At 70.3% G+C, this 23,547-nt stretch carries 24 protein-coding genes; 13 read left to right on the top strand and 11 right to left on the bottom strand.

Annotation, left to right across the window (positions count from 1 at the left end; all coding sequences use genetic code 11):
- Positions 1–10: 10 nt before the first annotated feature.
- The gene (locus tag P5G46_RS09385) at positions 11–775 is read right to left on the bottom strand and encodes a helix-turn-helix transcriptional regulator (RefSeq protein WP_375094968.1); all 765 of its coding nucleotides are present in this window, start codon (positions 773–775) and stop codon (positions 11–13) included.
- A 316-nt stretch (positions 776–1,091) separates the two neighbouring features.
- On the opposite strand from P5G46_RS09385, the gene purL reads away from it, so the two are divergent.
- Together purL and P5G46_RS09375 are read left to right on the top strand one after the other, a co-directional pair.
- On the top strand, positions 1,092–3,440 hold the full coding sequence (gene purL, locus P5G46_RS09380) for a phosphoribosylformylglycinamidine synthase subunit PurL (protein WP_375094969.1): 2,349 nt from the start codon (positions 1,092–1,094) through the stop codon (positions 3,438–3,440).
- A gap of 34 nt (positions 3,441–3,474) precedes the next feature.
- Positions 3,475–3,612: a hypothetical protein gene (locus tag P5G46_RS09375; protein ID WP_239277764.1), complete on the top strand. Its 138-nt coding sequence runs from the start codon at positions 3,475–3,477 to the stop codon at positions 3,610–3,612.
- 99 nt (positions 3,613–3,711) lie between these two features.
- Here P5G46_RS09375 and P5G46_RS09370 read toward each other — a convergent pair whose 3' ends face one another.
- Positions 3,712–4,407 (bottom strand): potassium channel family protein, encoded by a 696-nt coding sequence (locus P5G46_RS09370; RefSeq protein WP_239277762.1) that lies wholly within the window; start codon positions 4,405–4,407, stop codon positions 3,712–3,714.
- The gene (locus P5G46_RS09365; protein ID WP_408905541.1) at positions 4,400–5,770 is read right to left on the bottom strand and encodes a TrkH family potassium uptake protein; all 1,371 of its coding nucleotides are present in this window, start codon (positions 5,768–5,770) and stop codon (positions 4,400–4,402) included. The genes P5G46_RS09370 and P5G46_RS09365 overlap by 8 nt, the downstream gene beginning before the upstream one ends.
- A gap of 138 nt (positions 5,771–5,908) precedes the next feature.
- On the opposite strand from P5G46_RS09365, the gene P5G46_RS09360 reads away from it, so the two are divergent.
- Entirely contained in the window at positions 5,909–6,826 is a 918-nt protein-coding gene (locus P5G46_RS09360; protein ID WP_408905540.1) for a hypothetical protein, read from the top strand.
- 9 nt (positions 6,827–6,835) lie between these two features.
- Positions 6,836–7,555 carry a hypothetical protein gene (locus P5G46_RS09355; protein ID WP_375094970.1) on the top strand — a complete coding sequence of 240 codons (720 nt, stop codon included), beginning with the start codon at positions 6,836–6,838 and terminating at the stop codon, positions 7,553–7,555.
- Positions 7,556–7,564: 9 nt separating this feature from the next.
- Here the strand turns inward: P5G46_RS09355 and P5G46_RS09350 are convergent, their stop codons facing one another.
- Complete coding sequence (locus P5G46_RS09350) at positions 7,565–7,825, bottom strand: DUF3253 domain-containing protein (RefSeq protein ID WP_239277755.1); 261 nt, start codon at positions 7,823–7,825, stop codon at positions 7,565–7,567.
- Positions 7,826–7,872: 47 nt separating this feature from the next.
- Between P5G46_RS09350 and P5G46_RS09345 the strand changes: the two genes are divergently transcribed.
- Complete coding sequence (locus tag P5G46_RS09345; protein WP_408905539.1) at positions 7,873–8,619, top strand: YqjF family protein; 747 nt, start codon at positions 7,873–7,875, stop codon at positions 8,617–8,619.
- Between the two features lie 27 nt (positions 8,620–8,646).
- On the opposite strand, the gene P5G46_RS09340 is transcribed toward P5G46_RS09345, so the two are convergent.
- The 4 genes from P5G46_RS09340 to P5G46_RS09325 all read right to left on the bottom strand — a co-directional run bounded on the left by P5G46_RS09340 (position 8,647) and on the right by P5G46_RS09325 (position 12,551).
- Positions 8,647–9,552, bottom strand: a complete 906-nt coding sequence (locus P5G46_RS09340; protein WP_408905538.1) for a glycine betaine ABC transporter substrate-binding protein — start codon at positions 9,550–9,552, stop codon at positions 8,647–8,649.
- Between the two features lie 151 nt (positions 9,553–9,703).
- Positions 9,704–10,600: an ABC transporter permease gene (locus P5G46_RS09335; protein ID WP_408905537.1), complete on the bottom strand. Its 897-nt coding sequence runs from the start codon at positions 10,598–10,600 to the stop codon at positions 9,704–9,706.
- Positions 10,600–11,922 carry a quaternary amine ABC transporter ATP-binding protein gene (locus tag P5G46_RS09330; RefSeq protein ID WP_408905536.1) on the bottom strand — a complete coding sequence of 441 codons (1,323 nt, stop codon included), beginning with the start codon at positions 11,920–11,922 and terminating at the stop codon, positions 10,600–10,602. Before P5G46_RS09330 ends, P5G46_RS09335 begins: the two co-directional genes overlap by 1 nt.
- Before the next feature lie 323 nt (positions 11,923–12,245).
- Positions 12,246–12,551, bottom strand: coding sequence for a chorismate mutase (locus tag P5G46_RS09325; RefSeq protein ID WP_239277744.1), 306 nt, complete (start codon positions 12,549–12,551; stop codon positions 12,246–12,248).
- Positions 12,552–12,617: 66 nt separating this feature from the next.
- On the opposite strand from P5G46_RS09325, the gene P5G46_RS09320 reads away from it, so the two are divergent.
- The gene (locus P5G46_RS09320) at positions 12,618–13,742 is read left to right on the top strand and encodes an AI-2E family transporter (protein WP_239277741.1); all 1,125 of its coding nucleotides are present in this window, start codon (positions 12,618–12,620) and stop codon (positions 13,740–13,742) included.
- Positions 13,743–13,766: 24 nt separating this feature from the next.
- Here P5G46_RS09320 and P5G46_RS09315 read toward each other — a convergent pair whose 3' ends face one another.
- Positions 13,767–14,966 carry a lactonase family protein gene (locus P5G46_RS09315; protein WP_408905535.1) on the bottom strand — a complete coding sequence of 400 codons (1,200 nt, stop codon included), beginning with the start codon at positions 14,964–14,966 and terminating at the stop codon, positions 13,767–13,769.
- A gap of 1 nt (position 14,967) precedes the next feature.
- Positions 14,968–16,254 (bottom strand): adenylosuccinate synthase, encoded by a 1,287-nt coding sequence (locus P5G46_RS09310; RefSeq protein ID WP_239277737.1) that lies wholly within the window; start codon positions 16,252–16,254, stop codon positions 14,968–14,970.
- 119 nt (positions 16,255–16,373) lie between these two features.
- Here P5G46_RS09310 and P5G46_RS09305 point away from each other — a divergent pair, with 119 nt between their 5' ends.
- The 7 genes from P5G46_RS09305 to P5G46_RS09275 all read left to right on the top strand — a co-directional run bounded on the left by P5G46_RS09305 (position 16,374) and on the right by P5G46_RS09275 (position 23,147).
- Entirely contained in the window at positions 16,374–17,096 is a 723-nt protein-coding gene (locus P5G46_RS09305; RefSeq protein WP_408905534.1) for a Pr6Pr family membrane protein, read from the top strand.
- A 4-nt stretch (positions 17,097–17,100) separates the two neighbouring features.
- Positions 17,101–17,757 carry a peptidylprolyl isomerase gene (locus P5G46_RS09300; protein ID WP_239277732.1) on the top strand — a complete coding sequence of 219 codons (657 nt, stop codon included), beginning with the start codon at positions 17,101–17,103 and terminating at the stop codon, positions 17,755–17,757.
- A gap of 53 nt (positions 17,758–17,810) precedes the next feature.
- Positions 17,811–19,253, top strand: a complete 1,443-nt coding sequence (gene argG / locus P5G46_RS09295; protein WP_375094972.1) for an argininosuccinate synthase — start codon at positions 17,811–17,813, stop codon at positions 19,251–19,253.
- A gap of 144 nt (positions 19,254–19,397) precedes the next feature.
- Positions 19,398–20,006, top strand: coding sequence for a TetR/AcrR family transcriptional regulator (locus tag P5G46_RS09290; RefSeq protein WP_375094973.1), 609 nt, complete (start codon positions 19,398–19,400; stop codon positions 20,004–20,006).
- Positions 20,003–20,632, top strand: a complete 630-nt coding sequence (locus P5G46_RS09285; protein ID WP_408905533.1) for a hypothetical protein — start codon at positions 20,003–20,005, stop codon at positions 20,630–20,632. The genes P5G46_RS09290 and P5G46_RS09285 overlap by 4 nt, the downstream gene beginning before the upstream one ends.
- Entirely contained in the window at positions 20,629–22,524 is a 1,896-nt protein-coding gene (locus P5G46_RS09280) for a YhgE/Pip family protein (protein WP_375094975.1), read from the top strand. Before P5G46_RS09285 ends, P5G46_RS09280 begins: the two co-directional genes overlap by 4 nt.
- Before the next feature lie 104 nt (positions 22,525–22,628).
- On the top strand, positions 22,629–23,147 hold the full coding sequence (locus P5G46_RS09275) for an SRPBCC family protein (RefSeq protein WP_408905532.1): 519 nt from the start codon (positions 22,629–22,631) through the stop codon (positions 23,145–23,147).
- Positions 23,148–23,171: 24 nt separating this feature from the next.
- Here P5G46_RS09275 and mnhG read toward each other — a convergent pair whose 3' ends face one another.
- Entirely contained in the window at positions 23,172–23,546 is a 375-nt protein-coding gene (gene mnhG, locus P5G46_RS09270; RefSeq protein WP_375095382.1) for a monovalent cation/H(+) antiporter subunit G, read from the bottom strand.
- Between the last annotated feature and the right edge of the window lies 1 nt (position 23,547).

Genomic DNA, 23,547 nt, shown 5'->3' with positions numbered 1-23,547 from the left:
TTCCCCCTCGTCATCCGACCCTCGCGACCTTGTTTGCGACGTACGCGGGCGAAGCGGTCCGCACGACCGCGAACAAGCCTGCAGCCACGGCTACGAGGAGGAAGCCCGCTCCCCCCGCGATCCACAAAGGCTGTTGAGGAGTGGGATCGAGAAGTGCGGCGGTGATGAGTGGCAGGGGAGAGAGCACCCATAGGCATATCGCTAGGGAGATCGACGAGAAGCGCTGGCGGGAGTGAGCATCTCTGACGCGCTCCACCCACTGGACCGCCGCAGGATCAGCACCCAGACGCTTTCGGCGGACAGCCGAGTACGGGGCCAGGTGGCGGGACGCCCGCACAAGGCACAGCCCCGCGCCCGCACAGATCAAGAGGAACAGCCCGACCCCGAGAACGACGGCGACCTCGACACTCACGGGGATCACCCCTCTGTCAGCGACGGCGATCAACAACACGACGGGAACGGGTGAAGCCGTGAACATACTCACGGCGAGCGCGATTCTCCTCCACGCAACGCTCGCCGCGCGGGAGAAGCCCTCGACCTCGGCGCGATCCAGCGCCGACAAAGATCTCCCGTAATCACCGTCGGGCACTGTCACGAAGAGGTCTCGAACCGGGACATCGAGAGCCTCCCCGATGCGTGCGAGCGTATTCAAACTCACCTCGTTGCCCGCCTCGAGTCGTTGGATCGTGCGGACCGTCACCCCACTGACTTCCGCGAGGCGTTCCTGAGTCCAACCTCGTAGCGACCGCAACTCGGCGATCCGTGTTGTGTTCATAACGCCCACAGTAGAAAGCGCGGCATGCGAGCTCCACGACGACGACCCGTCAGCCGCCCGACACTCCCCCGCCAGCCCCCGCGTACGAGGACGATACGGCGAGAACGCGACGGGGCAGTGACGCACCAGCCCATCCGTGCCCCGGGCACCCGCCGTGCGCTGCACATCCCCAGCGATGCCGAGAACCTCAGTCGGGTTGCGGGTCGACTGACTGAGGTTGAGTGCATCGCTGAGCCGCGGCACCCGCCCGAGGCGGGGAGCCCGCCCAACTAGACTGAACCCGTTCCGGCCCCTGCGAATCTTGGAGCTCAGCCGCGTGACCACCCCGAACCCCGCCGCCCCCGCCCACCGCACGGCCCTCGCCGACACGGTCGAGAACGCGATCGCGACGCCCGAGAAGGATCAGCCGTACGGCGCCCTCGGACTGAAGGATGACGAGTACGCCAAGATCCGCGAGATCCTCGGCCGCCGCCCCACCAGCGGTGAGCTGGCGATGTACTCGGTCATGTGGAGCGAGCACTGCTCCTACAAGTCGAGCAAGATCTACCTGCGCCAGTTCGGCCAGAAGGTCAGCGACGAGATGAAGACCCGCCTCATGGTGGGCATGGGCCAGAACGCCGGCGTCGTCGACGTGGGCGACGGCTGGGCGGTCACCTTCAAGGTCGAATCGCACAACCACCCGAGCTACATCGAGCCCTTCCAGGGCGCGGCCACCGGCGTCGGCGGCATCGTCCGCGACATCATCTCGATGGGTGCCCGCCCGGTCGCCGTCATGGACCAGCTCCGCTTCGGCGCTATCGACCACCCCGACACCCCGCGCGTGGTCCACGGCGTCACCAGCGGCATCTCGTTCTACGGCAACTGCCTGGGCCTGCCGAACATCGGCGGCGAGACGGTGTTCGACTCCGTCTACCAGGGCAACCCGCTGGTGAACGCCCTCGCTGTCGGCGTCCTCCGCCACGAAGACCTCAAGCTGGCCAACGCTTCCGGTGCGGGCAACAAAGTCGTGCTGTTCGGTGCCCGCACGGGCGGCGACGGCATCGGCGGCGCGAGCATCCTGGCATCCGACACCTTCGCCGATGGCGGACCCACCAAGCGTCCCGCGGTGCAGGTGGGCGACCCGTTCGCCGAGAAGGTGCTCATCGAGTGCTGCCTCGAGCTGTACCGCGACGACCTCGTGGAGGCGATTCAAGACCTCGGGGCCGCGGGCATCTCGTGCGCCACGAGCGAGCTCGCCGCCAACGGCAACAGCGGCATGAAGGTCGAGCTGTCGAAGGTGCTGCTGCGCGACCCGTCGCTCACGCCCGAAGAGATCCTCATGTCGGAGTCGCAGGAGCGCATGATGGCGATCGTCGCGCCCGAGAAGCTCGACGCGTTCCTCGCGGTCGTCGGCAAGTGGGACGTCGAGACGAGCGTCCTCGGCGAGGTCACCGGCGACGGCCGCCTCGTCATCGACTGGTACGGCGAGCGCATCGTCGACGTCGACCCTTCGACCGTCGCGGTCGACGGCCCCGTGTACGAGCGCCCGGTCGCCTACCCGACGTGGATCGACGCGCTGAACGAGGACTCCGCGGCGAAGCTCCCCCGGGCGACGGATGCCGAGACTCTCCGCGAGCAGTTCACGACCCTCGTTGCGAGCCCGAACCTCGCCGACACGTCGTGGATCACGAACCAGTACGACTACTACGTGCTCGGCAACACCGCGCTGAGCTTCCCCGACGACGCCGGCATGATCCGCGTCGACGAGGAGACCGGGCTCGGCTTCGCCATCGCAACCGACTGCAACGGTCGCTACTGCCAGCTCGACCCCTACACCGGCGCGAAGCTGGCCCTCGCCGAGGCGTACCGCAACGTCGCCGTCACGGGCGCGGTGCCGACGGCGGTCACCGACTGCCTCAACTTCGGCAGCCCCGAGAACCCCGAGGTCATGTGGCAGTTCAGCCAGGCCGTCGAGGGTCTCTCCGATGGATGCCTCGAACTCGGCATCCCCGTCACGGGCGGCAACGTGTCGTTCTACAACCAGACCGGCGACCAGCCGATCCACCCGACCCCCGTCGTGGGCGTCATGGGCATCATCGACGACGTCGCCGCGCGCATCCCGAGCGGATGGCAGGATGCCGGCGAGAACCTGTACCTCCTCGGCGTCACGGCCGACGAGCTCGACGGCTCGCAGTGGGCCGGGACGATCCACGACCACCTCGGCGGACGTCCGCCGAAGGTCGACCTCGCGCAGGAGCGCAAGCTCGCCGAACTGCTGCAGGCCGCGGGTTCGCAGTCGCTCGTCTCCAGCGCCCACGACCTCTCGTCGGGCGGTCTCGCGCAGGCCCTCGCCGAGGGCGTGATGCGCTTCGGCGTCGGCGCGCGGGTGTGGCTCACCGAGCTCATGGAGCGCGACCGAGTGGATGCCACCGCCGCCCTGTTCAGCGAGTCCACCGGTCGCGTGCTCGTAAGCGTGCCGCGCGAGGAGGACGTGAAGTTCCGGGGCCTCTGCGACGGGCGCGGCTACCCGGTGCTGCGCATCGGCGTGACCGACGTCGAGCCGGGTACCGAGGCGAAGCTCGAGATCCAGGACGTGTTCACGGTGCCCGTGTCGGAGCTGCGGCGCCTGTCGACCGAGACGCTCCCGGCCGTGTTCGGTCCGACGGTCGCCGAGCCGGTCGCCTGAGCTCCGGCCGACCGCCGCACGAAAGGATTTCGCGATGACCGAGCCCGACGATGACATGGCGGGCTTCGACGCGCGCCGGCAGCGCCGCGTGAAGATCACCGCGTGGGTGGTCATCGCGGCGCTCATCCTCACGGGCGGCGGCGCGACGGTGCTGACGCTACTGTTCGGCTGACGCGCCGGCGCGCGAGGCGCGTGACGCGCAGAGCGTGAGGTGCCAGGATTTGTCGCCTGGGGTTCACACCAGGCGACAAATCCTGGCACCTCACGCGCGTTAGAGCAGCGCGGCGAAGCGCTCCGTACGTTCGACGGGGCCGATGACGATCAGCACGTCGCCGGCCGACACCACGGATTCGGCGCCGGCAGGGCGCCACTCGCCGTCGGCACCCTTGATCTTCACGATCGTCACGCCGTGGCGGCGCCGCACGGCAGCCTGCTGAAGTGTCATCCCGACCAGTTCCTCGGGCGCGACCGTCTTGGCGACCACGAGGTCCTTGTCGAACTCGACGTAGTCGAGCATCGCGCCGCGGACGAGGTGGGCGACGCGACGCCCCATGTCGGCCTCGGGGAAGATCACGTGCTCGATGCCCAGCTGCTCGAGGATCAACCCGTGCTGCTCGCTGATCGCTTTGGCCCAGATCGACCGCACGCCCATGCGCTTGAGCAGCGATGTCGTGAGGATGCTGGCCTGGATGTCGGTTCCGATGCCGACCACGACCCGGTCGAAATCGAGGACGCCGAGCTGCTCCAGCGCCGTCTGCTTGGTGGAGTCCGCACGCACCACATGGGTGAGGACGCCGTTGAGCGACTGAACGATCTCTTCGTCGGTGTCGATGCCGAGCACCTCGGTGCCCGAGCGGGCCAGCTCGGTGGCCAGCGCACCACCGAATCGCCCGAGGCCGATCACGGCGATGGCGGACGCGCCTCCGCGGGAGCGCCGGCGGCGGAAGAAGGGGGACGAGTTATCCAATGATCGGACGCTCCTTCGGCAGTTCGTACATGCGCTTCTGACGCGTGAGCGCCAGGGCGGTCCCGAGCAGCACCGGGCCGAGACGGCCGATGAACATCAGGACGATGAGGATGAGCTGCGCCGCGGCGGGAAGATCGGCGGTGATGCCCGTCGACAGTCCGACCGTGGCGAAGGCGGAGATCACCTCGAACAGGACCCTGTCGAGGCCGAACGGGGTCATGACCATGATCGCGAGCGTGGACCCGACGACCAGCGCCAGCGAGAGCAGCGCGACCGTGAGGGCCTCACGGTGGGTCGAGCGGGGAAGACGCTTGCCGAACATGTTGACCGCGGTGTCGCCGCGGAGTTCGGCGACGATGATGAACAGCAGAACGGCGAACGTGGTGATCTTCAGACCGCCCGCCGTACCCGCGGGGCCGCCTCCGATGAACATGAGGATGTCGGTGACATACCAGCTGGCCCCGTGCATCTGCGACACGTCGATCGAGTTGAACCCGGCGGTGCGCGGCATGACCGACATCGTGAAGCCGGCGAGGATCCGGCCCGCGGGGTCCATGGGACCGAGGGTCGCCGGGTTCGACCACTCCAGCGCCGTCAGGGCGACGGCCCCGGCGACGAGCAGGAAGGTCGTGCCCGAGACGACCGTGACGGTGTTCAGCGTCCACCGGCGCGGGAACCGGATGCGACGGCGCAGCTCCATGATGACCGGGAAGCCCATTCCCCCGAGGATGATCGCGGCGCAGATGGGCAGGCAGATCCACGGGTCCGTCGCGAACGACATCAGGTTGTCGCTGAAGAGCGCGAAACCGGCGTTGTTGAACGAGGACACCGCGTGGAACACCCCGAGCCACACGGCGCGACCGAACGGCTCGTCGTAGGCGAGCCAGAACCGGCCCGTCAGCAGGACGGCGACGACGACCTCGGTCGCCAGGGTGATGACGGCGACGCCGACCAGGACGCGGCGGACATCGCCCACGGCGACGGTGTGCGTCTCGCTGACCGCCGTGAGCCGCGTGCGCAGACCCAGCCGTCGAGCCACCAGCAGTCCGAGGAGCGTGGCCAGCGACATGACACCGAAGCCGCCGATCTGAATGAGCACCATGATGACGATCTGACCGAACGGAGACCAGAACACCGGGGTGTCCACGACGATATGGCCCGTCACGCACAGCGCACTCGTCGCCGTGAACAACGCCTCCAGGAACGTCGCGCTGCGCTCCTCGGTCGCGGCAGGAAGACTCAGCAGGGCTGTTCCCACCGCGAGCACCGACCCGAAGGCGAGGGTGATCGCCTGGCCCGGGGTGAGACGGAAGGCCGCACTCGGCACGCCGCGCCCGAGCACCGCGGTTCGGCGGAGTCTCACCCCGCAACGATCTCACATCTTCGGGGGGAGCCGTCTCCCGCGCCGTGGGGGCGACGGCATCCCCCTTCCGCCTGCGCAGGGCGTCCGGCGGCATCCGCCCCCCTGCACGACTCCCATGCCGCGACGTAGCATGAAGGAGTGGAACCGCTCCTGGCGTTGCTCGCCGAGTGGTGGTGGATCGGCCCCGCCGCGGCCGGTGCCGGCACCGTCGGCTGGATCGGCGTGCGTCGCACCCGACGCCGCGCCCTGCCCGCGGGCTCGTCGACGACGGACCGTGCCGCGCGGTCGTGGGCGAATCGCCCGCTGAGCAAGACCGCGGCTCGCCGCCTCGAACTGGACGCCGCCCTGCTGGATTTGCAGACGGCGCGCCACGCCGTCACCCGCGGTCGGGCAGAAGTGAAGATCGCGGATGCCGAGGTGATGCGCGCTCAGGCCGAGCGGGCGGCGGCCCGCGTCTCGCCCGAGGCGGTCACGTCCGCGCGCGCTCGCCTCACCGCGGCACAGCGGGAGGTCCGCGCGGCGTCGGCTGAGATCCGTGCCCGGCGTGCCGCCGTGCGAGCCGCGAAGGCGATGCTCCCCGCGATCCGCGCGGGCAACGCCCCCCTCCCCGTCGCTCGGCTCTTCGCCGAACACGACGCCGTCCTGGTCCGCTGGATGGCGTACGAGACCGACCCCGCGCTGGCGATCGATTTCCCCGCCATGAGCGACCCGGCCTCGCCCCTCCTCGCCGACTTCCTGCGCGCGCAGGAACGCGCGCAGTGGCTGCGTCCCGCCTCGACGACCACGAGGCTCGAGCCCGCGGAGTTCCTCGCGTACCGCGACGCCGTCCGAGCGCTGAACCACGCATTCGAGCGGGCCGAGCGGGCAGCGCGTCGCGGCCGAGACGACCGCCCCGACGTCGACCCCACCGACGCCTGGGGCCGCGTGGCCTCCGATTGGGCCGAACAGGCGCAGCGCGCGCTGGCCTGGTCGATGGAGAACGTGGGGCGCGCGGCATCCCGGTCCTGGAACGAGCGTCAGGCGAAGCGGACGCGGAAGAACGACCCGAACGCGTAGCGTGGCGGCGTGAACGAATTGCTCCAGTTCGCCGGGAACTACTGGTGGCTCGTCTTCCCCCTCTTCGGCATGACGATGGGTGCCATCGGGACGGTCAGCAAGCAACGCGAGCTCTCCGCCCGCCGCCGCCACCGCGAGCAGCTCGAACTCCTCCGGGCGCAGAACGGCGGGATGCCGGCATCCGCTCCCCTTCCGCCCGCTCCCGACCCGGTCGGAGACGACCTCGCCCGCGTCGAGGCGAGACACGACGAGGTGACGCATCGGTGGCTCGACTACGAGCTCGACGTCTCCAAGCTCATCTCGTACCCGGCGATGAGCGACGGGAGGCAGCCGCTCACCGCGGCGTTCCTGCGCGCGAAGAAGGTGGCGGACAACCTGCGCCCTGCGCCGGGCGAGAAGCCGACGCCCGAGCGCCTCAACGACTACCGCGACGCCGTGACCGACTACGAGGTCGCGTTCGAGCTGGCCGAGCGTGACGCGCGGCGGGTGAAGGCCGCCGCGTTCACGCCCGAGGAGCGCAAACGCCTCGACACCGCGCAACAGCTCCTGGGCGTCGCCGTCGACGAGGCCGCCACGCCGAACGAACGGCAGGTGGCCTATCGGCGTGTCCGGCAGGAACTGGACGGGCTGATCTGGCTCAGCGACGAGGCCGTCGAGAATCTCGAGAAGAAGGTCGCGCGCGAACTGCCCCGGCCGACGTCCGAGACTCCGCCCGGGCCCGCCGTCTGACGACGCCGTTCATCGCGCACGGCGGATGCGCACCGGACCGCGGGCCGTGGTCACGTCGACGACCTCGCCGCGCTGGGTGACCTCGACCTCGCCCTGGTCGGCGAGCTCACGCGCGGCATCCCGGGCCGGCTGCATGAGGTCGCGCCAGTCGTCGCCGCCGACCGCCCGCGCCGCCTCCGACGGACAGATGGTCGCGCCCTCGGCGCGCTGCGCGAGCAAAGAGCGAATGGATGCCACCAGTCGAGGATCCGCAGCAGACGAGGACGCCATGTGTCCAGTCTCCCCCCGCCCCCGGGCGCACGGGCCAGAATCCTGACGTGACCCTCGAACGACACGCCCCCGCGCTCCCCGGCCGCGCCGTCATCGAACAACGGTGGAATCGCGCCGTGTTCGTCCACTGGCGCGTCGACCCCACCGACGTGGCCCCGATGCTCCCGGCCGGCACGCACCCCGACGTGCACGACGGGTCGGCCTGGGTCGGACTGGTGCCGTTCGTGCTGAGCGACTTCCGGTTCCTGCCGCTGCCCCGGGTGCCGTTCCTCGGCACGTTCACCGAGATCAACGTGCGGACGTACGCCGTCGACGACGCCGGCCGCCGCGGCGTCGTGTTCCGCACGCTCGAGGCCGAGCATCTGGCGCCGGTGCTGGCGGCGCGGGCGCTGTTCGGGCTGCCCTACCGCTGGGCGCGCGCCGGTGTCCGCACCGACGGACAGCTCATCGAGTTCCGGTCGCGGCGCCACGGGGGGCGGCATCCGGGAACCTGCCTGCGCGCGCGGCTGGGCACCGACACCGTCGACACCCCGCTCTCGCGGTTCCTGACCGCGCGCTGGGGCTTCCACGAGCGGCACCTCGGCCGTACGATCTGGGCCGCGAACACGCATGAGCCGTGGCCTCTCGTGAATGCCGAGCTCGAGACGCTCGACGACGAGCTCGTCGCCGACGCGGGTTTCCCGCAGCTCGCCGGACGCGCCCCCGACTCCGTGCTGGCGATGCCGGCCGCGCACCCCGGCCTCCGCACCCGCTTCACCGCGGCGCGCGCGATCGCGAAAGCCCCCTCCGCCTGAATCGGTGGAGGGGGCTCGCGGGGTGCGTCAGGAGCGCTGCGTCGAGAACGCGTCGGGGTACTGCTCGAGCCACGCGTCGATGGCCTCGGCCTCACGGCCTTCGCCGTACTCGTTGACCACGAGGTCCTCGAGGGCGCCGTACTGCTCGTCGTTCAGCTGGATGCCGGCGATGAGCTCCGCGGCATCCGGGTACTGCTCGGCGAAGCCGGACGTCCCGAGGAAGTGCAGCGCCTCGGGGTCGCCCATGAGGCCCTGCGGGTCTTCGAGGTCCTTCACGTCGTACGCGTCGTTGGCCCAGAACGGACGCCACAGCGTGACCACGATGTCCTCCTGCGCCGCGATGGCGTTGTCGAGCTCGGTGAGCATGGCCGCGGTCGAGGAGGTGACGAGCTCGTACTCGGCATCCAGACCGTAGCCGGGGAGCATCGATTCCTGCGTCTGCTTCGTCAGACCCGCACCGGGCTCGATGCCGAAGATGCGGCCGTCGAAACGCGCCGCGTTTCCGGCGAGCTGGTCGATCGAGTCGATGTCGACGTAGCTGGGCACCGCGATCGTAAGCTTGGCGTTGTCGTAGTACGACCCCAGGTCCTCGATGTCGGCGCCGTACTCCTCCATGTAGTCGGCGTGCGTCAGCTCGGGCCACGCCGAGGGGTAGATGTCGATGTCGCCCTGGGCCAGTCCGGTGTACAGCGGCCCGGCCTCGGTGAGCGTCTGCATCTCGACGGTGTAGCCGAGCTTCTCGAGCTGGTCCTCGAGCAGGTAGGCGGTGCTGAGGCCGTCGGTCCACGACGGCAGGAAGCCGAGGGTGATCGTGCCCTTGTCGCCGCCGTCGCCGGCGCCTCCCTCGGCCTGGTTGCCGCTGGCACAGCCGGCGAGCGCGAGGGCGCTGACCGCGCCGAGGGCGAGGGTGCTGGTGAGGTGTCGCTTGTTCATGTGAATGCTCTCTTTCGGTTCCGTATGTCGTTTCGTTCTTGCGCGCGCGAGTCTCGGTTGCGCGAGTCTCGCTTGCGCGAGATGCCAAGATTTGTCGCCTCTGGTGCCGCATGGGCGACAAATCTTGGCGACTCGCGCCCTTCGCGGCGGGTCAGGCGGCCGTCGGGATCGGGGTGCGGGTGCGGCGCCGGGCGACGACCCCGCGCAGCGAGGACCGGTGCTCGGCGGGGCTGCCCAGGGCGGCGGTCAGCCGGTCGAGGTAGACCGCGAGGATGACGACGCTCAAGCCCGCCTCGACGCCCTTGGGCAGGTTGACGGTGGAGATCGACTGCACGACCTCCTTGCCCAGCCCGTCGGCGCCCACGATGCCGGCGACGACCGCCATCGACAGGGCGAGCATGATGACCTGGTTGATGCCCGCCATGATCGTCGGCATCGCGAGCGGCAATTGGATGCCACGGAGGATCTGGCGAGGCGTCGCACCGAAGGCGTGCCCGGCCTCGACCGTCTCGGAGTCGACGCCGCGGATCCCCAGCTCGGTCAGACGCACGCCCGGGGGGAGCGCGAAGATCACCGTCGAGACGACGCCGGGGACCACACCGATGCTGAAGAAGGTGATGGCCGGGATCAGATACACGAAGGCGGGCATCGTCTGCATGAAGTCGAGGACCGGCTTCAGGATGGCGCGGACGGTCGCATTGCGCGCCGACCAGATGCCCAGCGGCACCGAAATGGCGACGGCCACGACGGTCGCGACGAGGACGAGCGCGAGCGTCTGCATCGCGGTCACCCACTGCCCCATGGCCAGGATCAGCGTGAACCCGACGACGGCGCCGACCGCGAGCTTCCACGAGCGCAGAAGCCACGCCAGAAGAGCGGCGACGGCGATCACCACGACGATCGGATTACTGAGCAAGACGTCGCTGAGTCCCCCCACGAGGAAGCGGACCACCACGGCGACGAGGTCGAACAGACCCGACAGGTTGTCGCGGAGCCAGTCCACGCCGGCGTCGACCCACTCACCGACAGGAATGCGGAAACCCTCCATCAGCGCACCCCCTCGATTCCGGATGCCGCGGCTTCGTCGGCCAGGACGGCGTCGATCTCCGCGGAGGACACGGGCTGAGGCAGCACGGTGATCTCCTCCGTGGCGGTCGGACCGGGGCCGAGCGCCGCGAGAAGCGTGACGCGCGGGATGACACCGGTGAGGCGACCCTCGGCGTCCAGCACCGCCAGGGGAAGAGGCGACTCGATCGCCGGAACGAACAGGTTCATGAGCACCTCGTCCTCGCGGACACTGTGCGGAATCGGCTGGAGCCTGCCCAGGAGCGAGCTCTCCCCCGCGCGCACCAGCTTCACGGCATCCCGGTCGGTGATGATGCCGAGCGGTTTGCGATCGCGATCGGTGACGTACACGGCCGACATGTAGGCGTCGCGCATCTGCCGCAGGGCGGTGCGCGGGCCGGCCGAAGCGTCCACGCGGGGGCGAGGGCGCTCCATGACGTTCGCCGCGGTGAGCACCCGGGCACGGTCGACGTCCTGCACGAACTGCTCCACGTAGTCGTTCGCGGGGTCGGTGAGGATGTCCTCCGGGGTGCCGATCTGGACGATCCGTCCATCGCGCATGACCGCGATGCGGTCGCCGAGGAGCATCGCCTCGTTGAGGTCGTGGGTGATGAAGACGATGGTCTTCTGCAGCGTGCGCTGGAGCTCGAGCAGCTGCTCCTGCATCTCGCGCCGGATGAGCGGGTCGAGGGCGCTGAAGGCCTCGTCCATGAGCAGGATGTCCGTGTCGGCGGCCAGGGCACGGGCGATGCCGACGCGCTGCTTCATCCCGCCCGAGAGCGCCGAGGGGAGCTTGTCGCCCCACCCCTCGAGACCCACGAGGGCGAGGATCTCCTCGGCCTTGGCGAGCCGCTCGGCCTTGCTGACGCCGCGGATCTCGAGCGGGTACGCGACGTTCGCGGCCACCGTGCGGTGCGGCAGGAGGGCGAAGTGCTGGAACACCATCGCGATGCGCTCCCGGCGGAGGGTGCGCAGACGGGAGGGGCTGACGCCGGTGAGCGGGTCACCCTGCACCTCGACGGTGCCGGCGGTGACGTCGTGCAGGCCGTTGAGCATGCGGATGATGGTGGACTTGCCGGATCCGGACAGGCCCATGATGACGAAGATCTCGCCGGGCCGGACGTCGAAACTGGCGTCGATGACGGCGGCCGTGCCGGCGTCGTCGAGCTGATCGCGGGAAGCGCCGGCTCGGAGCTTGTCGACCGCGGTCTGGGGAGCGCGGCCGAAGACCTTGAAGAGGTTCTTGGCCGCGATGGCATGCGGGTGGGTCACTGTGTGCACCTGGGCGGCCTCGGGTGGCCGCATCGGTCACGCCCGGGTGGCAGCCGTTCAGCGCTCGTCGGGGGCGAACGCGTCGGCACCGGACGTCTGGTCCGGGCCAGGGCCGCCGACCGTACGCTCGCGGCGCGACTCCCCCGAGTCGGCACCGGCGACCGCGGACTGGTCGGGTGGGCGGCCCTTTCGGGCCTCCCCTACCGTTTCACGCTGATGGATCCCCTGGCAAACCGGCCGTCGGCTTGCGTTCCGCGGCCCGACATGGCACGCGCGGGCGCGTGGCGGTGCGCACCGGCATTGCCCTCCCATCCCGCCTCGCCGCGCGGGTCGGGCGTGTCGCGAGGACGCGACGCTCAGCCGTCGGTCGCGTCGCTCGCGGCAGAGCGATGGTGTCGGATGACCTCGGCCACGACGAAGTTGAACCACTTCTCGGCGAACGCGGGATCGAGGTCGGCCTCGGCCGCGAGGCGCTTCAGCCGGGCGATCTGCTGCTCTTCACGCGCAGGGTCGGATGCCGGCATCCCATGCTGCGCCTTGAGAACGCCGACCTGCTTCGTGCAGCGGAAGCGTTCGGCGAGCAGAAAGATGAGCGCGGCGTCGATGTTGTCGATGCTGCCGCGCAGGCCCTGCAGGATCGTCGTGGGGTCGGCGTCGGTCATGGGTCCTCCCGGATCCCGACCTTATCGCGCAGGGGCTCCGGCGACGGTGCGCCCTACAGTGTCACCATGAGCCGATCGACCCGTCCCGACCCCTCCGCCGCCGGCGCCAACGCCGGGGAGGTCACTTCGCGCGATCGTCCCGTGTGGTCCGCGATCGCACGGCCGTACGCGGCGGGTTTCTTCCTGACCCTGGGTGGGCTGACGGCGATCCTCCTGGGCCTCGCCCTGTCGAACCTCTCGACGGTGCTCATCTACATCGCGATCGCGCTCTTCGTCGCTCTCGCGCTCGACCCCCTGGTCCGGCTGCTCGTCCGCCGCGGTGTCTCCCGCGCCTGGGCCATCGTCATCGTGTTCGGCGGGCTCGCCGTCATCCTCGTGGCTGCGCTGTGGCTGCTCATCCCCCCGGTCGTGCGTCAGATCGAGCAGTTCGTCACCGACATCCCGAGCTTCGTCAACGACCTGATCAACAGCGACGCCGTGCAGTGGGTCGAGGCGAACTTCGGAGACAGCCTCGGCAGCATCCTGACGGAGGTGCAGTCGTTCTTCACGAACCCCGCCAACCTCACCGCGATCGGCGGCGGTCTGCTGCAGGTCGGCGTCAACATCGCCACCGGCATCTCGGGCGCGATCATCGTGCTGGTGCTGAGCCTGTACTTCTTGGCATCCCTGCCGTCGATGAAGAACTCGCTGGTCCGTCTCACCCCCGCCCGCAGCCGGGAGACGGTCGCGCAGATGACCGGGCAGATCACCGAATCGGTCGGTGGCTACCTCGCCGGGATGGTGGTGCTGGCCCTGTTCAACGCGGTCTTCGCCTTCATCGTGCTGACGATCCTGCAGCAGCCGTTCGCGGCGCTGCTGGCCGCCCTCGCGTTTGGGATCACCCTCATCCCCCTGGTGGGTTCGGTGCTCTTCTGGGCTACCGCCACCGTGTTGACGCTGATCGTCGACCCGGTGTCCGGTCTCATCTTCGCGGCGGTCTATCTGGTGTACATGCAGGTCGAGGCATATGTGCTGACGCCGCGAGTGATGAACCGGACGATCTCCGTCCCCGGCTCACTCGTCGTCATCGGCGCTCTGGTCGGCGGCACGTTGCTGGGGCTGCTCGGCGCCCTCGTCGCGATCCCGGTCACGGCGTCGCTCCTGCTCATCATCAAGCAGATCATCATCCCGCGGCAGGACGCGAAGAAGTAGACCTCGGCTCCTGCCGGGGCCGGCTCAGCGCATCGGAAGCAGGCGCGTCGGCGACGGGGACGCCGTGCGGTGGCGCACACGGCCTGGAACGCCCGTGCGGGCGTCGAGGGGCAGCGACACGATCTCGTCAGCGAGCTGACCGGCCACGAGCAGCGTGTCGTTGACGACGACGTGGTGGCGCGGCCAGTGCGTTCCGGCCTCGGCGAGCGCGGTGAGCTGCAGCGACTCACCCGCGCCGCGCACGGCGAGCACACCGATCGTGTCGCTGCCGCGGACGCCGGCGTACAGCGTCGAGGCGTCACGGCTGGCACACAGCTCGGCAGCGGTGTCGCCGTCGAGGGTGCCGAGGAGCGGCTCGCCCGAGATCACACGCCAGCGCCCCTCGGCATCCGGAGCGAGCACGAAGACCTCGCGGCTGAGCTCGGTCACGACGTAGAGGTGGCCGGACGGATGCCACAGCCCGTGCCGGGGTCCGCTGCCCTTCGGCAACGCCACCTCGTGCACGAGGCGCAGGCCCACCCCGGTGGAGCGCCAGAAGCGCACGAGGTCGAGGCCCATGTCGGTGGTGGCGAACAGCCCCCGGGGAAGCGCGATCGTCTGATGCGCGCGCGAGACGCGGGCGCCGGCGGCCGCCTCTTCGGACTCGGCGTCGGTCTCGGGCAGCGCGTCGTAGGCGGGGACGAGGTGCCCGAACTCCTCGCCCGCGGCGTCGCGGAGGGCCCGGGCGGCGGCCGCGAGGTCGGGGACGACAGCGCCCGACACGCGGGCGCCGGTCTCGACGACGGATGCCTCGGGCGCCCCGCCGTACGGATCGCTCGCGGCGACGGCGATCTCGGGCGCCGACGGACGGCCCGCGGCGTCCAGTGCGATGCGAACGACACGTCCATCGCCCCAGCAGCTGGCGACCAGGAAGGACCCGTCGGGCGCGACGGCGACGTGGCACACGGCCTCACCCGCGGGGACCGGTGCACCGAAGGGGGCGAGGCTCGTCTCGCCGGTACGGCGGTAGGCCTGCACCGCCCCGTCGGACTCCAGGGCGGCGTAGAGCACGTCGAGATGCGGGTGCGACGCGACCCACGACGGCGAACCGGGGGCGGCGACGGCCGTCCCGACCATGCCGAGAGGCCCCGATGCCCACACCGAGTCGGCGTCCCCCGCCTGCAGGATGCCGATGCCCTCGGCCGACCCCGCGTCAGGCGCGTAGGCGCCGACCCAGAAGCGCACGTCAGTCGATCAGGTCGTGGCGGACGATGACCTGGTCGCGCGCCGGCCCGACACCGATCACCGAGATCCGCGTTCCGCTCATCGCCTCGAGCGCGAGGACGTAGTCGCGAGCGGTCTGCGGCAGATCGTCGAACGTGCGCGCGGCGGAGATGTCTTCGCTCCAGCCGGGCAGGTACTCGTAGATCGGCTTGGCGTGGTGGAAGTCGGTCTGGTTGACCGGAAGGTCGTCGTAGCGCTCCCCATCGACGTCGTACGCCACGCACACCGGGATCTGCTCGAGGCCGCCGAGGATGTCGAGCTTGGTGAGAACGAGGTCGGTGATGCCGTTGATGCGCGTCGCGTAGCGGGTGATGGGCGCGTCGTACCACCCGACGCGGCGCGGACGACCCGTCGTCGTGCCGAACTCGAAGCCGCGCGACCGCAGCCAGTCGCCGCTCTCGTCGAACAGCTCGGTGGGGAACGGACCGGAGCCGACACGGGTCGTGTAAGCCTTCACGATGCCGACGATGCGGTCGAGGCGGTTCGGTCCGACGCCGGAACCGGTGGCGGCGCCGCCCGCGGTCGCCGACGACGACGTCACGAAGGGGTAGGTGCCGTGGTCGACGTCGAGCATCGTGGCCTGACCGCCCTCGAAGACGACGACGTCACCGGCATCCAAGGCGTCGTTCAGAAGAAGCGAGGTGTCGCTCACCATGGGGCGAACCCGCTCGGCGTAGGAGAGCAGGTCTTCCACGATCTCGTCGACCGTGATCGAACGACGGTTGAAGACCTTCACCAACAGGTGGTTCTTCTGATCGAGAGCACCTTCGACCTTCTGCCGCAGGATGTTCTCGTCGAACAGGTCTTGCACCCGGATGCCGACACGGTTGATCTTGTCGGCGTACGCGGGGCCGATGCCTCGTCCGGTCGTGCCGATCATGCGCTTGCCCAGGAACCGCTCGGTGACCTTGTCGAGCGTGCGGTGGTACTGCGTGATGATGTGCGCGTTGGCGCTGATCTTCAGCCGGCTGGTGTCGAGGCCGCGAGCGTTGAGCGCCTCGAGCTCGTTGAAGAGCACCTCGAGGTCGACGACGACGCCATTGCCGATCACGGGCGTCACACCGGGCGAGAGGATGCCACTGGGCAGCAGATGCAGCGCGTACTTCTCGTCGCCGATGACGACGGTGTGGCCGGCGTTGTTGCCGCCGTTGAACTTCACCACCCAGTCGGTGCGTTCACCGAGCAGGTCGGTGGCCTTGCCCTTGCCTTCGTCGCCCCACTGGACGCCGACGATCACGATTCCGGGCATGTGCGCTCCTCGCGTGTTATCCGGCGGTACGCCCCATCCTATCGAGCGGGCCCGACACGCCCCGCCGGGGTTGTCCACAAGCCCGCCCCGGCCCCTCGTGGGCTCACTACTCTGAGCGCATGCTCCGCTCCCGTTCCTGGGCGACTTCGTGGACCGTCCTCCGCCTGGCCATGGCCGCCCTCATCGTCGCCGCGATCATCGCGCAGTTCCTCTCGACCGTCGGTACGGCGGCGCGAGATGGCCGAGACGTCGCCACCACCGTGGCGAACTTCTTCAGCTACTTCACGATCCTGTCCAACACCGCTTCGGCGGCTGTTCTGATCGCCGCGGCCGTGTGGTTCCTGCGGCGCGGCCGGCGGATCGCGCCCGAACCGGCGGCGATCGCCGCGGCCCTGGCGTGGGTGACGACCTACATGGTCACGACGGGCGTGGTCTACAACCTGCTTCTCCGCGCGATATCGACCGGACCGGACACGGTCGGCTGGTCGAACGAGGTCATGCACGTGTGGGCGCCGCTGTTCCTGCTCATCGACCTCTTCGTGGGTCCGTGCCGTCGCCGTTTGCCGTGGAGTGCCGCGGTGGGGGCCTCGGCCTTCCCGCTCGTGTGGATCGCCTACACGCTGGTCCGCGCCCCGCTCGTCACCAACCCCACGAACGGTCTTCCGTACTGGTACCCGTACCCGTTCCTCGACCCGAACGATGGCGGGTGGGGAAGCGTCGTCGGATACATCATCGGCATCGCGATCGGCATCGTCGTCGTCGCCGTCGGTGCGATCGCCGTGGGCCGAGCTCGCGGCATCCACACCCCTTCACACAACGACCGGGAGGGGGTCGTACTCTAGGCGGGTGCGTACGCGTCTGTTCGCGGCGACCCTCGCCGCCTCCGCTCTTCTCGTTCTCGCCGGCTGTGCGGGAGACGGAGCCGCCACCCCGACATCGGCGCCGGCGGGTGCCGACGGGTGCACGTACACCGCCGCCGGCGAGGCCGAACGACCGGTGTCGCCGCCGAGCCCGGATGACGAGCCGACGGGCGAGGTCTCGGCCGTGTTGGAGACGTCGGCCGGAGACATCCCCCTGACCCTCGACGCCGACAGCGCGCCGTGCACCGTCGGTAGCTTCGTGTCGCTCGCCTCGCAGCAGTACTTCGACGACACTCCGTGCCACCGCCTGACCACTCAGGGCATCTTCGTCCTGCAGTGCGGAGACCCGAGCGGCACCGGCACGGGCGGGCCCGGCTACCGCTTCGACGACGAGCTCGACGGGTCCGAGACCTACGCGGCCGGCACCGTCGCCATGGCCAACGCCGGTCCGGGAACCAACGGCTCGCAGTTCTTCCTCGTGTACGAAGACACCGACCTGCCGGCGGCCTACACGGTCTTCGGGCGCCTCTCGGCCGATGGTCTCGCCGTGGTGCGGGAGATCGCGTCCGCGGGCACCGCGACCGGCGGCGGCGACGGCCCACCGGCCACCCCGGTGACGATCACCGGCGTCGCGATCGACTGACCCCGTCCCGAGCGTTTCGGGGGGTGGCATCCGTCCCCAATAGAATCGAGCGCATGTCCAAGGTCCTGCAGTCCCTTCCCGTCGGCGAACGCGTCGGCATCGCGTTCTCGGGTGGTCTCGACACCTCGGTGGCGGTCGCCTGGATGCGCGACAAGGGCGCTGTGCCCTGCACCTACACCGGCGACCTGGGGCAGTACGACGAAGACGACATCGCCTCAATCCCGGGACGCGCGACGCAGTACGGCGCCGAGATCTCACGCCTGGTCGACTGCAAGACGGCGCTCGTCGAAGAAGGGCTCGTCGCCCTCGCGTGCGGCGCATTCCACATCCGCTCGGGCGGCCGCACGTACTTCAACACCACTCCGCTCGGTCGCGCCGTCACCGGCACGCTGCTTGTGCGCGCGATGAAGGAGGACGGCGTCGACATCTGGGGCGACGGGTCCACCTACAAGGGCAACGACATCGAGCGGTTCTACCGTTACGGCCTGCTCGCCAACCCCGCGCTGCGGATCTACAAGCCGTGGCTCGACGCCGACTTCGTCACCGAGCTCGGCGGGCGCAAAGAGATGAGCGAGTGGCTCGTCGCCCATGACTTCCCCTACCGCGACAGCGCCGAGAAGGCGTACTCGACGGATGCCAACATCTGGGGCGCGACGCACGAGGCCAAGACGCTCGAGCACCTCGACGTCTCGCTCGAGACGGTGGAGCCCATCATGGGCGTCCGGTTCTGGGACCCCGCGGTCGAGATCGAGACCGAAGACGTCACGGTCGAGTTCGAGGGCGGACGCCCCGTCGCGATCAACGGCACGCGCTTCGACGACCCGGTGGCGCTGGTGCGCGAGGCCAACGCGATCGGCGGACGCCACGGCCTGGGCATGAGCGACCAGATCGAGAACCGCATCATCGAGGCGAAGTCCCGCGGCATCTACGAGGCGCCGGGCATGGCCCTGCTGTTCATCACCTACGAGCGCCTGGTCAACAGCATCCTCAACGAGGACACCCTCGCCACCTACCACGAGCAGGGCCGTCGTCTCGGGCGCCTGATGTACGAGGGCCGCTGGCTCGAGCCGCAGTCGCTCATGCTGCGCGAGTCGATCCAGAAGTGGGTCGGCTCCACGATCACGGGCTCGGTCACCCTGCGCCTGCGCCGCGGCGAGGACTACACGATCCTCGACACCGTGGCATCCGGGATGTCCTACTCGCCCGAGAAGCTCTCGATGGAGCGCGTCGGCGACGCCGCGTTCGGCCCCGTCGACCGCATCGGCCAGCTCACCATGCGCAACCTCGACATCGCCGACTCGCGCGCGCGCCTCGAGCAGTACGCGGGCCTCGGCCTCATCGGCGGACCCACCGGCGAGCTCGTCGGCGACGTCGCCGCCGGCGGCGCCCGCGAGATCATGGAGTCCGCCGCTCCCCGCGGGGCCGCGGACGAGCGCCTCGCCGAGGCGACCGACGCCGCCGGCGAGTCCGCCGCGTTCGACACCGGCACCGACTGACCCCCCCCCCCCCCCGGCGCCCGCGCGCCCGCGCGCGAGTCGCCAGGATTTGTCGCCTACGGAACCCGAGAGGCGACAAATCTTGGCGACTCGCGCGGGAGGGAACTTGCACACGGGAGTGCAAGATAGGCGTAAGGTGGCGGGATGAGCATGACCGCCCGCCGCCGTGACGCCGTTGAGAACCGCGCCGGCATCGTCGACGCCGCCACCGCCGTCATCGGCCACGACCCCCGCGCCTCGATCGCCGATATCGCCGCGCGCGCCGGTCTTTCGCGCCGCGCCCTCTACGGCCACTTCGACGACCGTGACGCCATCCTCCGTGAGGTGATCGCCACCGGCGCCGCGAGATTCAACGTGATCGCCGACACCATCGACGACCCCGATTCGCGGGTCGCGCTCGCCCGCCTGGCCTCGGAGCTGTGGCGCGAGGCCGCGCACGTGCAAGCCGCGGCGGCCCTCGCGCTCGACGACACGCATCTGCCGCAGACCTCGGCGGCGCTCGCACCGCTGCGGCGGCGCATCGACGCGATCGTCCGCCGGGGACAGGAGGCGGGGGAACTGCGCACCGACCTCCCCGCGCCGACACTCTCGCGCCTGCTCGAAGAGACCGGCCGCATGGTCATCGCCCGGGTCGACGCGGAGTCGGCGAGCGCGCGCGGCATCGCGGTCACGGCGGTCCTCGGCATCGCCGGGCTGTCCTGGACCGAGGCCCGCGAGCTTCTGACGCAACACCCCGACCTGGAGGCGGAATGAGGATCGTCCTGGATGCCGTCGCGAAAGGACGCGCGCACGGCGCGCTCCCCGAGACCTCCACGGCCTTCGAGACCGGGCGGGCGACCCTCGTCGTCGCCGAGACGGAGCAGCGTCCCACGGTGCTCGGGCTCGTGGCATCCGGTCGCATGAAGATCGACGTGGGGTCGGTCACGATCGACGGGCGCACCGACGCCGGGGCGATCCGTCGCCGCGTGGCTCTTGTCGACGCCCCCGTCGTGTCGGAGCCGGAGCCGAACGTCACCGTCGTCGGCGTGGTCGCCGAGGAGCTCATGTTCGCCGGTCACGCGCCGACGCCGTTCGCCGCACGCCGTTGGCTCGACGGGTTGGGCCTCGCGTCGCTGGCATCCCTGCCGATCGGCAACGTGGACGCGGCGGAACGGGTTCGGTTGCTCCTCGAGCTGGCCGTGCTGCGCCCGGGCGTGGAGGGCCTCGTCCTCGTGGCGCCCGACCGGCACGGTGGCGAGCCCACCGCATGGTGGCGCATCGCCGAGGAGTTCGCCGAGCGCGGTTACGCCGTCCTGGTCGTCGCGGGGCACGCCTCGCGCACGGCTCTCGCCGATCGCGTGCCGGCCGAAGCCGCCGCGAGCCGGGGGGACATTCGATGAAGGTCCCGCAGATGATCGCGGCGGAGCTCCGCCGCCTCACCTCCACGCGGATGTCGGTCCTCGCGCTCGTCGCGCTGCTGGTCGTGCCGATCCTCTACGGCGGACTGTATCTCTGGGCGAACCAGGACCCTTACGGCAACCTCTCCCACGTGCCCGTCGCGCTCGTCGTCGACGACACCGGCGCGCAGATCAACGGCACGCCGCGCAACCTCGGGGACGAAGCGGCCGATGAGCTGCTGGACAGCGACACGTTCGAGTGGCACCGGGTCAGCGCCGACCAGGCCGCGAGCGGACTCGAGCGCGGTGATTTCGACTTCATCGTCACGGTTCCCGCCGACTTCAGCGACGCCGTCGCCTCCCTCGCGAGCGACTCGCCGCGCCAAGCCTCGATCGAGCTGCGCACGAACGACGCCAACAACTACCTCGCGTCCACGATCGGCTCACAGGCCGTCGCGCGCATCCAGACCTCGGTCGCGCAGAAGGTCGTCGACGAAGCGGGGCGCAGTCTGCTCGACGCGCTCCATACGATCCGGGTGAATCTCGTGGATGCCACGAGCGGGGCGACGCAGCTCGTCGACGGCCTCGGCACCGCCCGGTCGGGGTCGTCGCAGCTGGCATCCGGATCCGCTCAGCTGGCGGACGGCACCGCGCAGCTCTCGGACGGGGCCGCGCAGTTGCGTGACGGCACCGCGCAGCTGCGCGACGGGTCGGCGCGCGTCGCCGACGGAGCGCAGCAGGTCGCGGGCGGCGTGGACCGCATCGACGCGGCGGCCCGTCAGGTCGGCACGATCGCGGGGGATGCCGCGGCCCAGCTGCCGCAAGCGAGGTCCGACATCGCCCGGGCCTTGGCGGACGCGGGCCTCGATCAGCAGCGCATCGACGAGATCCTGGCGCGGCTGGATCCCGTCGGCGAGCGCCTGGAGGCGGCGAACGCGCGCGTGCAGGACACCGTGGCACAGATCGACCGCCTCGATGACGGCGCGCGACAGGTGGCCGACGGGAGCGCGGCTCTCGCCTCCGGCGCGGCGACCGCGGCCGGTGGAGCGTCGACCCTGGCGGACGGCGCGGCATCGGCGGCATCCGGTGCGGCGCAGCTGCGGGACGGTGCGAGCCAGCTCGACAGCGGGATCGGGCAGCTCTCCGACGGCGCGACGCAGCTGCGCGACGGACTGTCATCGGGTGCGGACCAGATCCCCGACTCGGACGAACAGACCCGGCAGGCTCAGGCCGACACGATCGCCGACCCCGTGAGCGTGGGCACGTCGTCGGTGACCAAGGCGCAGAACTACGGCGCGGGGCTTGCGCCCTTCTTCGCGGCGCTGGCCGGGTGGATCGGGATCTATGCGCTCTTCCTCATCGTCAAGCCCGTCTCCAAGCGGGCGGTGACCGCCCTCCGCTCCCCCGTCCGCATCACCCTCGCGGGCTGGCTCACGCCCGCAGGGCTCGGCGCGGTGCAGATGGTCGGACTCTTCACGGTCCTCGCCGTCGCTCTGCAGTTCTCGTTCGCCAACCCGCTGGCCGCTCTCGGCATCCTGCTCTTCGCCTCCGCGACCTACGCGGCCATCGTGCTCGCGCTCAACGTGTGGCTCGGGTCGGTGGGACAGTTCCTCGGCCTCGTGCTGATGGTGCTGCAGCTCGTGACCGCGGGCGGGACGTTCCCATGGCAGACCCTCCCCGGACCCCTCGCGGCCCTGCACCACGTGCTGCCGATGGGGTACGTCGTGGATGCCATGCGGCAGGTCATGTACGGAGGAGACCTGGGCCGGGTGGGCCCCGATCTGCTCGTGCTCGGCGCATGGCTCGTGGGGGGCGTGCTCATCGCGGCGCTCGGCGTGACACGCATGACGCACCACCGCACCCTTCGCGATCTCCAGCCGAGTCTCATCGGGTGACGCGGCGCGCGCGGTCATCCAGGGCGCGCACACGGCCGCGGCGTCATAGGGTCGGAACACGACGACCGCGAAGGGATGCCATGGCCGCCCGCAACACTCGCCTGATGCGCTGCACGCCCGACGACCTGTTCGCCGTGCTCTCCGACGGCTGGCTGTACCCGGTGTGGGTGGTGGGAGCAGCGCGGATGCGGGACGTCGACCCGGAGTGGCCGCAGGAAGGCGCCCGTATCCATCACTCCCTCGGCATATGGCCGGTCATGGTGCACGACACCACCGAGATGGTCGAGTGGGATCCGCCACGGTGCGTCCGTCTGCGCCCGAAAGCGGGGCCCCTGGGTCGCGGCATCATCCGCTTCGACGTGCGGGCGCACGGCGACGGGATCGCGGTGACCATCGTCGAGGAACCGGTGACGGGGCTGCCGGCCGCGCTTCCCGGCATCCTGTGGCGACCGGTGCTCACGCTCCGCAATCACGAGTGCCTCAACCGGCTCGCCTTCCTCGCCGAGGGGCGTCGTGAGGAACGCGAGCGCGGCGAACTCGAGGCACGGCCCGAGACGCCGGATCCCGCAGAGGGGGCGCCGTCGCCGCAGGCGGAGAGCGATGCGCGGGAGTCCGACATCTGACGCCGCGGGACTGCCCCTCCACGGTCAGTTCTCGGGGCGCGAGGGGGCGGCGATCGAGCCGCCTTCCTCGGTGCGGTGCTGCAGCTCGTCGACGTAGAGACCCGCCTCGTCCATCGTGCGGTTGCGGTACGCGGCGCGTCCCACCATGTGCGCGGCCAGCGGCGCGGTGGCGAACTGGATGAGCACGATCGGGATGCCGAAGGCCACGGCCTCCCAGGTGCGCAGCGACAGGGCCACCGCGATCACGATGAGCAGCACACCGAGCACCTGCGGCTTCGTGGCGGCGTGCAGCCGCGAGGGGACATCGGGCCAGCGCACCAACCCGAGCGTGGCGGTCAGGCACAGCACCGCACCGATCAGCACGAGCACGAGCGCGACGACGTCGAGCACGGATTCCAGG

The organism is Microbacterium mcarthurae, from assembly GCF_046064585.1.
GTDB lineage: Bacteria > Actinomycetota > Actinomycetes > Actinomycetales > Microbacteriaceae > Microbacterium > Microbacterium mcarthurae.
This window is presented reverse-complemented; position numbering and strand designations above follow the sequence as displayed.

Bases quoted from the DNA above. Each gene is read 5' to 3' on its own strand.
- P5G46_RS09320 (WP_239277741.1), top strand. From the start codon at position 12,618: ATGAGCCGATCGACCCGTCCCGACCCCTCCGCCGCCGGCGCCAACGCC.
- argG (WP_375094972.1), top strand. From the start codon at position 17,811: ATGTCCAAGGTCCTGCAGTCCCTTCCCGTCGGCGAACGCGTCGGCATC.
- P5G46_RS09350 (WP_239277755.1), bottom strand. From the start codon at position 7,825: ATGGCGTCCTCGTCTGCTGCGGATCCTCGACTGGTGGCATCCATTCGC.
- P5G46_RS09275 (WP_408905532.1), top strand. From the start codon at position 22,629: ATGCGCTGCACGCCCGACGACCTGTTCGCCGTGCTCTCCGACGGCTGG.
- P5G46_RS09285 (WP_408905533.1), top strand. From the start codon at position 20,003: ATGAGGATCGTCCTGGATGCCGTCGCGAAAGGACGCGCGCACGGCGCG.
- P5G46_RS09310 (WP_239277737.1), bottom strand. From the start codon at position 16,254: ATGCCCGGAATCGTGATCGTCGGCGTCCAGTGGGGCGACGAAGGCAAG.
- P5G46_RS09375 (WP_239277764.1), top strand. From the start codon at position 3,475: ATGACCGAGCCCGACGATGACATGGCGGGCTTCGACGCGCGCCGGCAG.
- P5G46_RS09330 (WP_408905536.1), bottom strand. From the start codon at position 11,922: ATGCGGCCACCCGAGGCCGCCCAGGTGCACACAGTGACCCACCCGCAT.
- P5G46_RS09340 (WP_408905538.1), bottom strand. From the start codon at position 9,552: ATGAACAAGCGACACCTCACCAGCACCCTCGCCCTCGGCGCGGTCAGC.
- P5G46_RS09305 (WP_408905534.1), top strand. From the start codon at position 16,374: ATGCTCCGCTCCCGTTCCTGGGCGACTTCGTGGACCGTCCTCCGCCTG.
- P5G46_RS09325 (WP_239277744.1), bottom strand. From the start codon at position 12,551: ATGACCGACGCCGACCCCACGACGATCCTGCAGGGCCTGCGCGGCAGC.
- P5G46_RS09280 (WP_375094975.1), top strand. From the start codon at position 20,629: ATGAAGGTCCCGCAGATGATCGCGGCGGAGCTCCGCCGCCTCACCTCC.
- P5G46_RS09290 (WP_375094973.1), top strand. From the start codon at position 19,398: ATGAGCATGACCGCCCGCCGCCGTGACGCCGTTGAGAACCGCGCCGGC.
- P5G46_RS09385 (WP_375094968.1), bottom strand. From the start codon at position 775: ATGAACACAACACGGATCGCCGAGTTGCGGTCGCTACGAGGTTGGACT.
- P5G46_RS09335 (WP_408905537.1), bottom strand. From the start codon at position 10,600: ATGGAGGGTTTCCGCATTCCTGTCGGTGAGTGGGTCGACGCCGGCGTG.